The 12651-nt window shown below is 33.0% G+C and carries 13 protein-coding genes; all 13 read right to left on the bottom strand.

Annotation, left to right across the window (positions count from 1 at the left end):
• Window positions 1–19: 19 nt before the first annotated feature.
• The 13 genes from I597_RS07565 to I597_RS07505 all read right to left on the bottom strand — a co-directional run bounded on the left by I597_RS07565 (window position 20) and on the right by I597_RS07505 (window position 12647).
• Window positions 20–898, bottom strand: a complete 879-nt coding sequence (locus I597_RS07565; RefSeq protein WP_035328051.1) for a glycosyltransferase family 2 protein — start codon at window positions 896–898, stop codon at window positions 20–22.
• Window positions 898–2052 carry a glycosyltransferase family 4 protein gene (locus I597_RS07560; protein WP_035328050.1) on the bottom strand — a complete coding sequence of 385 codons (1155 nt, stop codon included), beginning with the start codon at window positions 2050–2052 and terminating at the stop codon, window positions 898–900. The genes I597_RS07565 and I597_RS07560 overlap by 1 nt, the downstream gene beginning before the upstream one ends.
• On the bottom strand, window positions 2049–3212 hold the full coding sequence (locus I597_RS07555) for a glycosyltransferase family 4 protein (RefSeq protein ID WP_035328048.1): 1164 nt from the start codon (window positions 3210–3212) through the stop codon (window positions 2049–2051). Before I597_RS07555 ends, I597_RS07560 begins: the two co-directional genes overlap by 4 nt.
• Window positions 3213–3214: 2 nt before the next feature.
• Complete coding sequence (locus I597_RS07550; protein WP_035328045.1) at window positions 3215–4255, bottom strand: acyltransferase family protein; 1041 nt, start codon at window positions 4253–4255, stop codon at window positions 3215–3217.
• A 1-nt stretch (window position 4256) separates the two neighbouring features.
• On the bottom strand, window positions 4257–5039 hold the full coding sequence (locus tag I597_RS07545; RefSeq protein ID WP_035328043.1) for a glycosyltransferase family 2 protein: 783 nt from the start codon (window positions 5037–5039) through the stop codon (window positions 4257–4259).
• Window positions 5040–5044: 5 nt separating this feature from the next.
• Window positions 5045–5905, bottom strand: a complete 861-nt coding sequence (locus tag I597_RS07540; protein WP_035328040.1) for a glycosyltransferase family 2 protein — start codon at window positions 5903–5905, stop codon at window positions 5045–5047.
• Window positions 5905–6759, bottom strand: coding sequence for a glycosyltransferase family 2 protein (locus tag I597_RS07535; protein WP_035328039.1), 855 nt, complete (start codon window positions 6757–6759; stop codon window positions 5905–5907). The genes I597_RS07540 and I597_RS07535 overlap by 1 nt, the downstream gene beginning before the upstream one ends.
• 139 nt (window positions 6760–6898) lie before the next feature.
• The gene (locus I597_RS07530) at window positions 6899–7831 is read right to left on the bottom strand and encodes a glycosyltransferase family 2 protein (protein ID WP_035328036.1); all 933 of its coding nucleotides are present in this window, start codon (window positions 7829–7831) and stop codon (window positions 6899–6901) included.
• Between the two features lie 5 nt (window positions 7832–7836).
• Window positions 7837–8679 (bottom strand): glycosyltransferase family 2 protein, encoded by an 843-nt coding sequence (locus I597_RS07525; RefSeq protein WP_035328035.1) that lies wholly within the window; start codon window positions 8677–8679, stop codon window positions 7837–7839.
• A gap of 5 nt (window positions 8680–8684) precedes the next feature.
• A complete protein-coding gene (locus I597_RS07520; protein WP_035328033.1) occupies window positions 8685–9524 on the bottom strand; it encodes a glycosyltransferase family 2 protein in 840 nt (279 codons plus the stop codon).
• Window positions 9525–10400, bottom strand: a complete 876-nt coding sequence (locus tag I597_RS07515; protein WP_035328031.1) for an FkbM family methyltransferase — start codon at window positions 10398–10400, stop codon at window positions 9525–9527.
• Window positions 10401–10404: 4 nt separating this feature from the next.
• The gene (locus tag I597_RS07510; protein ID WP_035328029.1) at window positions 10405–11697 is read right to left on the bottom strand and encodes an ABC transporter ATP-binding protein; all 1293 of its coding nucleotides are present in this window, start codon (window positions 11695–11697) and stop codon (window positions 10405–10407) included.
• A 77-nt stretch (window positions 11698–11774) separates the two neighbouring features.
• On the bottom strand, window positions 11775–12647 hold the full coding sequence (locus I597_RS07505) for an ABC transporter permease (protein ID WP_035328027.1): 873 nt from the start codon (window positions 12645–12647) through the stop codon (window positions 11775–11777).
• Window positions 12648–12651: the final 4 nt, after the last annotated feature.

The following is a 12651-nucleotide window of genomic DNA, read 5'->3' as shown; positions in this document are numbered from 1 at the left end:
GATGGCTAGTCATCTAAAATTAATACTTGAGAGGTGCTAATTTATCTTTATGGCTGATAGTTTGCTGGTTTACAGGCGATCTATACTTTAAGATTTTTCTAAAATCTATACAAGTACGCCCACATACTTTCATAAAAGACATAAAATAAGTTGTGTCCTTTATTGCATATTTTCTAAAATTATGAAAAAGCGTTTTTGCTATTTTTAACGCTGGTTTTGGGTAGTATACTAGGTAAAAACTTATGACATTCTTTAACTGATGTTCAAATCTAAAGTAATTTCTCCCCATAGACTTACGTTTTTCAACATCTACTCTATGATTTACAATAAGGTTATAATCATAAATAATTTCATAACCGGCATCTAGTACTTCTATGGCTACGGCAGACTCTTCTCCGTAAATATCCATCCATAGCGGAAAACCATTTGTAGCATTGTATGCTTTTTTACTTACTGCAAATCCACAACCTACAAAATCATTTGTAACATAGGCTTTTCCGCTGCGTTTTACTGCAAGGGCATCTACATCTGCACTATATATACCACGGACTTCTTGAAAGGCAAGAATACCGAGATGCTTGTTTTCGCGAAAGCGCACTAAAACCTCTTCTATAAAATTTGGGCTTATGGGGTGCGCGTCGTCATCAAGCCCTATAAAAATGGTTCCACTGGCTTTTTTATATAATATGTTACGAGCGGGTGAGGCGCTCTGGCTCTTCTCGCTTTTGCTCCATTGCACCCATTTATACTCATTAATTAGTGGCGATGTTTTCTCGCAGCCGTCTATATGTACCCACACCTCCTGGCTAGCTAGATCTATAATATCTGCCAGCTTATCAAGTGTAACTCTAAGAGCTTTTGGTCTGTTTCTGGTTACAATTAAAAATGAAATATCCATTATGAAAGTTGCTTATAATACACCTCTTTGTATAATGCTATAATCTGGGGTTGTAAGGTACTTCTACTATAGTGATCCTGTATAAATGTAGTATTCATTTTTTGTGCTCTGGTTCTTAAACCTTCATTAACTAGCGCTGCCTCTATATGATGGGCAATCTCTATGGTATCTAGTGGGTTTTTAATAAGAAAGCCATTCTCACCATCTGTTATTACTTCTTGGGTCGCTCCCCCTGGATTAGATTGTATGGGAAAAGCCCCCATAGCCATAGCTTCTAAGAGCGCATTAGGCATCCCGTCTGAAAGACTGCTAGCTATATGTATAGCACTCTCTCCCATCATTATGAGTAATTCTTCATTATCTATAAAACGATAACGAGGATATAAACGTACCTCTAGATTTTTAAAAAAAGTAGCGTTATTTACATACTTTTCAACAATTTTATCTGCGCTATAAATTATTATTTTGAAGGTCTTTAATACATCGTAGGGTACAATCTCTAGTGCTTTTAAAACAACAAGAGCTTGCCCTACGCCATCATCATATCCTTTTATAATGATGTTTTTTCTACTTGAAGTAGCTATGCTTGATTGTTCCTTTATTGATAATCCTCCATTACCAGGGAAAACACCTAAAAAATGTCCCTTAAAACCATTTTGACGAGCGATTTCTTTATCTCTATTACAATCTGTCACTAAAAAACCTACTCTGCCTAAAAAATTATTTACCTCACTGTTGCTCATACCGAGGCTCTCATAACTATAAAGGTCACTCCCCCACGACGAGTAAATGAGTGGTACGTTTATGTCTTTTATTATTGAGTAAATAGGTAGGCCTGAAAGTTGCATCTCAAAGCAATGTATTATATCGGGATTTATAGTTTTTAGCGCTTTCGCGAAAGCAATATCTACTGCATTTTCATTAAGTTTTTGAATATACTTATACGTCTTAGGAAAATACTTTTTTACACGTGATCGTAGAGGAAAATCGTATCGAAGTCTCCATCCCTTTATTTGAGTTACCCAAGGGATTTTTTGAGATGACGGACCACTGTCTGTAATATCAAACCAATAGACTTCATAACCAGCTTCTTCCAGCTGGTTTACCCATTGAAAAAAGTGATGATTCGGTATGGCTACGGTTAGAATTTTCAATTAAGCAATTCTTTAACAATGCTAATGTATTGAGAAGCAACTTCTGTATTACTATACTTTGCAAGATAACGTTCTCTTACTTGTCTTTTAACTCTAACTAGTTCGTCTTGGGATAAGGACTCAACAAACTTAATTGTATCTAAAAGCGATTGAGGGTCATTTATATCAAACCAAAATTGATTATCTGTATCCTCTAGACGTTCTTGGGTTGCTCCTACTTTAGTAGAGATGATTATTTTACCGGCTGCCATTGCCTCTATACCTACTAAAGGACCAGCCTCCTCTAACGATGGAATAATTAAGACATCTATTTTAGAAAAAAATGTTGTTATCTCTTCACTTTTTAATTTACCTATGAAAGCGCGTTCTGTTCGCTTTGAACAAAATTCAATAACCTCACTTTTAAACGGGCCATCACCAGCAAAAATGATAGGTATTCTTAATGAATCTGTTATTTGCAATAATTCTAAAATTCCTTTTTCCTTGCCAAAACGACCTAGATAACCGTAAGTTATATTTTTACCGTAATCTAATGGAATTTTTAATAGTTGCCCTTCATTTAAAGTAGTTTGATCAATAATTGTTTTATTGTTTGTCCATATTTTATCCGTAGCAAGACCATTGAGCTTAGAATGTATTAAAATTCTATAATCATTTTTAAAGATAGACTTCAACTCATCGGTTATTGCATAAATTGTCCCAGTTGTTCTAAAAAGAAACTTTTTTTTGTGCGTAAATGAATAGTCAACTATTTCTTTTAACCATTTTGATTGAAAATCTCCACAGAAAACAATAACATCATTTTCTGAGATAGCACTCTGAATTGTCTGCAAATAAAGCTTATTAAAATCATATAATTGATGCGTAACTTTATTTCCCATAAAAGTAATGGGAGCATCAACTCTACCATTCAAAAATTTAGTAAGCTTACTCGATAACCTTATCAATAAATGCTCTTGATATATTTTTCTTGATACGTTACTCCAAGTAAAATTTTTATGATTTAATAATGCATATGACTTTTCTGTCATGTGAATAGTGGAAAGAAAGTTTACCATATAAAATTTAACAAAACTATTTGCTAAAATTTTTGCTTCAACCTCTCTACCTCCAAAATCAGCTATTGGACCAATTATAAGAATTTTAACTTGGTTTATCATTTTTAACTTCTTCTCTGTTTGTACAACATAGCTCTCTTTTCTATAAGATGCCAAGATAAATAACCAAACAAAATTGATATAGATATTGAAAGAATAATAAAAATCTCTATAATAGGTCTATATAAATAGATTAGTAATTGTTGTACTGGAAATGCATAGATATAAATCCCATAAGAAGGATCTCCAAATTTTGAAAAATTGGAGATGTGCTTAACTGGAAGAAAACCTAAACCAACAATAAAGGGAGGAAATAAGATGTGCTTTACTTGATTATATAAGCCTATCTTAAAGAAAACTAATATTATAATAAACAGTAAACTAACAAGCATTTTACTATTCCATTTTGTAAAGTCTAATATTGCAAGTAAAGATCCTACCACAAAAAAACTTCCAAGGTTTAATATATGCAAACCTTGCATACCTAAAATCTTAACACCTCCAAATGTATCAATCCATAAGTGATACATACTTAACATTACCAATACTATGAAACTAATGACTATTGTTATAAAAATAGGCCTACCTTTTATAAAAAACAGGAGAGCTATGGCTAAGTACAAAGAAAACTCATACTGTATGGTCCATAGTGACCCATTTATAGAGTGATAAGAATTCTCCTCAAAAACTCCAGAAATGACGCCCTGAAAGCCGTATAGTGATAAATTATTAGGAAGGTATGTCCAAAAGCTAGAATTTAATAATAGTGGTGTTTTACCTTCATATATCGAACCTACAAATAAAAGTGATAAAAGTAGTACTACTAGTAAAGCCGGAAAAACTCTTAAAACTCGTTTTTTTAAATACTCATAAAAGTGACTACTTCGTTCAAAACTTTTAAAGATAAAATACCCACTTATTACAAAAAAACCACTCAAACCTATACTAGAAAAACTAGCTTGATTATTAGTAATATGCTGTAATAAATCTTGTTGACTTTCTAAACCCGACAATGCATATGAATGTGTAATAATCACAAATACCGCAAACAGAAATCGTAAAAAATCAAAATTATTTACTCGGCGAGAGCTAAGATGGTTTTGCAAACTAAAGTTTTTTAGGTTTATTAATTATAAACTTAATAGTATGGATATAACGCCTAAGAGTATACCACAGATCAACTAACAACCCTACTTTAAGCCTAAAACTCGTTGCAATAAATCCCTTTGTAGCAGATAAGAAACTAACATCTTGATGCCACAGCTGATAATTACCTATTAAATCATTTTTAAATCTAAAATAGAGTTGCTTTTTAGTTCTTTTTATTTCATAGTGGAATATGGAAGGAACAAAGTCAATCTCATACCCTGCTTTTAGAACTCGGGTAGACCACTCTTTATCTTCAAAAGTGGCTACGTTTTCATTAAAAGGAATAATTTCCCAAACAGACTTTTTAATGGCAGATCCAGAAAAAATGAGGCCTGCTTTATTTGGGTCCTCATTCGCACTTACCTCGTTTATATAGCTTCTATAATCGCTAGAACTATGTAAACAACGAAGCCCTGCGAGCTTATCATTATTTTTAAAGCGTTCTTTAATAAGTTTAAAAAAGTCGTGACTTACTGGGTATGAATGAGCACTAAAGATTACAACAATAGGATGGCTTGCTTTACTAGCTGCAAAGTTTGCACTTCCGCCATAAGAGAACTGCTCAATACTCTCAAAACGACAGCCATAGTTTTCTGCAACTTGTTTACTATTATCTGTAGAGAGATTATCAATAACAACTATTTCATCAACATCCTCAGCATATCTAGCTACTAGATTTTTGAGTAAAAACGTAAGGGCGGTCTCTTGATTCTTATTTCTTATTACAACAGAAATTTTCATAGTAATTACCCTTTATTTTTAGTCTTTAAAAGCCCCAACAACCTTAAAGGCTTTAGTAAAACTTTTCCTAATTTATAATCTATACTATTTTGTAAGCGTTTCTCTCTTGCCCTGCTTACCTTAAGGTGGTAAGTAAAAACTTCTACACAGTTTTCAAAATCTTCAATATAAAGTTCTTTATGCTTATTGATAATGTACTGTTTTACAATTTCTGTGTGATTATTAATTGTATCTACAAGCATAGACTTCTTTGCTTTCCTATAGTAAAATAAATATTCAGGAATTATTTTATATTTCCACCCAGATTTTGTGATTGCAATCCAAAACTCCCAATCTTCAAATCCTTTTTTCATAGACTCATCATAGCCTCCCACTGATTTCCAGAGGCTCTTCCGGTATAACGATGTAGCAACTAGTTGATTTACATAAAGTAAGTATTTATAACTATCTCCTTTAGGTTTTAGCTCATTAACGATATTACTTATTGTTCCATCAAAGAACTTACTATAACAGGAAACTACAGCCACATCGCGATTAGTTTCAAGAACTGGGACAAGTGTACTTAATAACGCTTTATGTAAAACATCATCTGCATCTAGCGGAAGGATAAATTCTCCACGACTTATCTCTATACCAGCATTACGAGCGCTAGATAAACCACCATTAGTTTTTTTTATATACTTAAACCTTGCATCTTTTTTACACCACTTTTGAGCCACTTCTTCTGTATTATCAGGACTTCCATCATTGACTATGATACATTCCCAAGCTTCAAAAGTTTGATCTAAAACAGATTGCAAACTCTCTTGAAGATAATGAGCTTGTTTATAGCAAGGAACGATTATGGAAACCTGAGGTATAGTCATCACTTTGTACTTACAAGTTGTTTTAAAAATTTTATAGGTAAAAGTAGGCTATGTCCTAACCTGTACTCCCTTCCTTTTTGAAGTTTTTCTAATTGGTTTTGGGCAATATTATTTTTATAAATCATTTGCTGTAAAATGAAGTCTAAATTTTTAGTATATAAGTCTTTATGCTTTTTAAAAATTTTCATTCTCAATTCCTCATCATACAAAGCTATGGCAGTTGTATCCCTTGAAGATTTTTTTTTGCGGTAATTAAAAAGTGGTTCCTTTATAATTTCCATTTTCCAAGAATTTTTTAAGATTGATAACCAAAAATCCCAGTCTTCATATCCATTTTCAAATTGTGTGTCATATCCTCCCACTTCTACCCAGCACTCCTTTCTAAATAAAGCAGAAGCAACACCATTGTTTTTTGTGAGAAAATCAGTAACTGCGCGACCTTGTGGCTTTATAATGTCTTTATTTACTGCTCCTTCTCCAAACTCTTTATAAAAACAACATACTACACCTACCTCAGTATTATTATCAAGAATATAAACAGATTTTTCTATAAATGTGTTTTCAAAACTATCGTCAGCATCTAGGGTAAGTATATACTTAGTCGTAGCTTTATTTATACCATAATTTCTCGCTGTACATACACCTTGATTTTTTATGAATAAAATTTCTACTCGCTCATTACTTATATTTCTTAAAATTTCCTTTGTTTCAGTATTAGAACCATCATCTATTATATAGATTTTACTGGGTAATATGGTTTGTGTAAGTACAGATTGTAGTGCTTCTAAAACATAGGCACCATCATTATAACAAGGTATAATGACGGTTACGTTATTACTTACATTTTTTGCCATAAGTTTTAAAAATAGGAAAAGTATCTTTTTGTGAGAACGACTTACTTTACTAAGAAATTACAGTGCAGATTTGGTTTTAATAAAATATTCATTACTATAAATTTACGCTTTCGCGAAAGCGTGATATCAAGTTAGAATTTTATCCTCTCGCGATCTTAGCTAATTTGTAACCTTTTCCTGTAATATAGCCAGAAATAATAGATAGCGGATACATCAATCCGCTTATACCATTTATTTTCGCTAAAAACAGTGTTGCACCTATGACATTTTCCGGAAATACTTTCTGAGTTGCTACTTTGTAGGTTAATAATACGTGACTTGATAATAACCATCTCAATAGCGCTTCCGGAGCAAGATCTTTAACATACTTTGCAGTAATGTAGTAGAGCTCTGCATTCATTATATCAAAGCGCAACATATCTTTTTTTGCTTTTACTACAAATCCATCATCGTGTATTCTTCTATGTGTGAGAATCTTATCTATTAAAAAACCATTAGTAGTAAGCAAAAGCAACCTTATATTATACTGGTATTCACTCGCTTGATCTCTAATATCTCCCTCAAACTTTAGTTTATTTGCAAATTCTCTTTTTACTAATAAATCATTTGTTATCCAGGCTGTTTTAAACTGAGCAAATCGCAGAGCAGATATAGGCGAATTTTTACGATCTATATTGTAAGGTCTTTCTAAAAGTCCTTTAGAATCAAAATTTATACAGTCTGCTACTACAAAATCATATTGACTCTTTTCTAGGGTATTAATACTTACTTCAAGATGCGTGGGTAACATAACATCATCACTATCAAAAAACTTTGCGTAATCACCCTTTGAAAGCGTAAATCCATAATTTCTAGAATGATTTGCACCTTTTTTTTGTGTCTCTGGCCTTAGTATATAAGTAAACCTTTTATCATTTGCGACGATAGGAGCTACAACCTCACTTGTATTATCTGTAGATCCATCATCTACAATAATACACTCAAAGTTTTCATACGTTTGTTGTGCAATAGACTGTAAGGTCTCGAGTATATAAGGAGCTCTATTATAGGTCGCTATTATTATTGATATCATAACGGTTACTGTCTTTTAAAGTTTAAAATATGCTTCACAACTATCAAACTACCTATTATTTTATCTCCTAGCTTAAAAGACATTGATTGCTTTACCTTTTTCTGGCGACGTCTTAATTGTATGTTTTGATTTATTAATTGCTGGTAAATATATGAAGCGTTTTTCTGGTAGAGATCCTTATATTTATAATACATATACATCCTTAGCTCTATGTCATTAGGAGTAGCTTTATAGGTTCTTGAACCTGGAGTATCCACATAATTAAAGAGTACTTCTCGTACAATCCCAAAGGTAAATCCAGCCTTTAAGATTCTAATGTTAAGATCCCAGTCTTCATACCCTTCTACCATTTTTGTGTCATAACCCCCAGCGACTTCTATAACAGACTTTTTAAGAAGAAGACAAGACAAAGCTCCATTGTTAAGTAAACAGGAGGCTAATGTTACATCGCTAGGTATATAAGAAAGTATTTTCTTTTCATTTACCACTCGCACATAGCCACACATTACTGCTCCATATTGATTATTTTCTGAAAACCTATGAAGCGCTTTTTCTACAAATGTTGGCTCAAAATAATCATCGGCATCAAGAGTTAAAATAAATTCTCCTTTTGCCTCTTTAATTGCTGTGTTTCTTGCATTTGAAACTCCTTTGTTATTTTGATCTATTACTTTGATACATTTATTACTCTGAGTAATATTATTTAGCACCTGTAGCGAGTTATCTGTTGAGCCGTCATTAACTACGATAATCTCATCTACTTTATGTGTTTGATTTAAAACACTATCTATAGCTCTCTCAATAGTATTTTGAGAATTATAGCAAGGAATAACAGCAGTAACTAACATATCAATTACTGACGTTTTTTAATTAAAATTCCTCCTAATAGAGAGATAACAAAATTTACAATCTTTAAGGTGTACCTGTTTGAAACAACAACAGGGAGCTTGTCATTAATTAAAGAAATCCAAATTTTAAACTTTCTATATTCATCAAGTAACTCATTATAGCCTTGTTCATAATGATCAAAGTTTTCTAAAAGGACATTTTTACGTTCTTCCTTATGCAACTTATCATAAGTAGAAGCAGTAGACAAACCGCCCTCGTAAAATATAGATATTGTCTTATCTATTTTAAGGTATAATAACTTCTCTATGCAAATGGCACTTAAAAAGAATGCCCAATCTGATACAATTTTTAAATCTGTTCTATACTCACCATAAACTTCAAAAAGAGAACGTTTAATAAAAGTGGATGCGTGACCTAGAGATGTTGTTTTAAAGAAATTAAAATCAAGCACTTCTGGATATTTGTTTATAAAACTTTCACCATTTTCTTCTTCTATCCTAAGGTTACCATATATAAAATCTATATCATTACCAAGTGCAGGTTTTACATCTGATAACACTTTATCATTACATAAGATATCTCCACTGTTTAAAAACAAGAGATATTTACCCTTTGCTTGACGAATACCTTTATTCATTGCACAATAAACACCACTGTCTGGTTCGCTTATCCAGTAGGAGAATTTATCATTACGAGTTTCTATATAATCTAGGCTACCATCTACAGACGCGCCGTCTATGATTATGTGTTCATAATCTGTAAAAGACTGTTTAAAAACACTCGCACAAGTCCTTTCAAGACCAACTCTGTCATTTAAGTTGACTGTAATTATGCTTACTAACATCTATCCTTTTGCTTTTTTTGCAATGAGGTTTGTATAAGGGTAACTAAGTCGCATTGCATCCGGTAAAAGGGTGCCATTTTCGATTTTATACCACGAGTACCCCATACCTAATAATACATTATAGATATCTTGGACCATATAACCAGCATTAAAAGTATTCTGCTCCGTAAACTCGACCATTACAGTAGGTGTATAATTTTCAAAAAAAGATTTCCCTCCCTTTAACGTGAATTTTTCCCACCCTTCTACATCTATTTTGACTAAACTCACTTTAGTTTTATCTACATCCTGAAGCTCACTATCCAGGGTACTAACAGGTACATTAATGCTTTCTTGTAATTTATTATCGTGACTAGGTGCTAATGAGTTCCAAGCATCGTATCCATTATTTGAAATATAAAATTTCATTTCACCCTTGGCATCAGAAAGCGCTAGTTGTCTTGCTTGAATGTTCTTAAAGTCATTTAAGATAATATTTTCTTGTAATCTAGAGTAAGTTAATGGCGTTGGCTCAAAAGCAATGACTTTACCAGTATTCCCTACTTTTTTTGATGCAAGTAATGAGAACAAACCTACATTAGCTCCAATATCAATAAAGATATCTCCTTCTTTAAGAGTAGATTGTAAAAACTTCATTTCATCAATTTCAAAACCTTCATAAATTGGCTTGGACAAAACACTGTCCTTATATAGGTTTATCTTTACTTCCCCCTGCAAGTTATACTCAAAAAAAACAGCATTATTAAAATGCTTGTTCCACATCTCCTCTTCTTCTCTTTTCTTAACAACGCTCCTTTTTACATCTATTTTTTTTATATAGTTTTTTAAAACTTTTGCTAATCTATGAGCAACTCTGTATGGTATATTTTTGAACATTGTACTACTGTAATCTATAATTTTGTTCCCAATACAGAGATGGCATAATAAGTCCAGGGCGCTCCTCCATATATATCGCATTTACTCCTTCTAAATTTTGAACTACAAGCTCTTGACCTATGCTATCATCAAAGACAATCCATCTTCTATTGTGAATACCTATGGCTAGCTTTATAAAGTACCTACCATTTCTCAGTAAATTTGCCGGTATTATGCCCTTTATTTCGTAATCACCAGCTTTCATTTGCTCTATACTATCCTTTTGGTCATCGTGATATGATCTGAATAGTAAGTTATTTGTACTCATATCAATCACATCAAAACCTACTCTAAAACCGTCGAGAGCTTTAAGTAGGGCAAATGAAAACGCTAGCTCAACATCTTTTTCACTGTAATATATACCATTGCTTGAACTCTCTTGAAAAATTGAGAATTTTTTTAGTACAAACTCTTCATCTGTTTGATGCTCTATAAATTCACTTATGCCATCCAGTTCACTATGATTAGTATCTTTCAGATAAGTTTCAACTCCTTCCTTTGTAGGACCATCGTAAGCGACATTACCATTTTTTAAAACTATACACCTAGTACATAGTTGCTGTATAGTTCCCATATTATGACTCACTACAAGAACTGTTCTGCCTCCAGATTGAGATATATCCTGCATCTTACCTATGGCCTTCTTTTGAAACTCTGCATCACCTACTGCTAGTACCTCATCTACCACAAGAATATCAGGTTCTAAAAAGGCAGCTACCGCAAAGCCTAGCCGCACACGCATTCCACTAGAGTATCTTTTTACAGGTGTATCAATATACATCTTACAACCTGAGAAATCTACTATCTCGTCTATTTTACTAGCAATTTCTGCTTTAGACATTCCTAGTATAGCTCCATTGAGGTATACATTTTCGCGGCCAGTAAGCTCTGGATGCATACCTGTACCTACCTCAAGAAGGCTAGCTATGCGTCCTTTAGTTTTTATACTTCCTTGAGTAGGTCCTGTAACTCGAGATAATATTTTTAAAAGAGTAGACTTACCTGCTCCATTTTTACCTATGATTCCTAAAATTTCTCCACGCTTAACTTCAAAATTAATATCCTTTAAAGCCCATACATAATCAGAACTTTGTGATGCTTTTCGATCATTTATTGCTCCTACTTGAAGATAAGGGTCTTCTTTTCCTCTTATTTTATGCCACAATCTATTAATATCGTGACTTAACGTCCCAGTCCCTACAAGCCCAAGCCTGTATTGCTTTGCTATATTTTCGACTTTGAGGATGATATCATTCATTAACTAAAAAATTTTTCCGCCTTTCCAATCTCTCCATTTTATTGTGGATACTGACGCTTTCGCGAAAGCTAAATAAATCACACTGTATCTATAAAATTGCGCTCGGTACGATTAAAAATTATAAGTCCTACCAGAAAACATATGACGCCTATTAAAAGACTTATTCCCATCATAGCAAAATTGACTTGTGCCGTACCCAAGAGCAGATTTCTATATAACTCTATTGTTTGTGCTATAGGATTATACTCTATGAGCCAATAATACTCTGGCAACTTTGCTCGCATCTCTTCTAGAGGATACATAACCCCGCTTACATACATAAGTAGGTTGATACCGAAGGATACTAGTATGGTCAAATCTCGATACTTTGTCGTAAGTGCACTTAGAATCATCCCAACTCCTAGACCTATAAGTGCCATATTAAAAACTAATAATAGACTCAATAAAAAGAATGGAGAGGGTGCTATATCTACACCTTTATAGAAAACAAAATAAAGATAAAATAAAACAAAGATCAATACCTGAATACTATACTTAAAAAGGCCAGAAATAACTCGTGAAGCCGGTACTATAAACCTAGGAAAGTACACTTTTCCAAAAAGTCCAGCATTTGCTGTAAAGGTTGTACTACTGGTAGTAAGACACTCCTTAAAATAATTCCATAAGGTTATACCAGCTAGGTTGAATAAAAAAGCAGGAACCGCACCAGTACTCACGTTACCTATATTATTAAAAATAAGTGTAAAAACAATACTGGTAAACAATGGCTGGATCAAGAACCATAGCGGGCCTAATATAGTCTGTTTATAAACTGTAACGATATCACGCTTAACAAAAAGCACGAGGAGATCTCTATAACTCCAAATCTCTTTAAAGTTAAGATCAATAAGTTTGCCTTTAGGCTTAATTTCATAAAGCCAGCTATCTTCTGTTATCGTATTACGGCTCATAAAT

This window comes from Dokdonia donghaensis DSW-1 (assembly GCF_001653755.1).
Lineage (GTDB): Bacteria > Bacteroidota > Bacteroidia > Flavobacteriales > Flavobacteriaceae > Dokdonia > Dokdonia donghaensis.
Note: the sequence above shows the minus strand (reverse complement) of the source record. Positions and strands in the feature narration are given on the sequence as shown.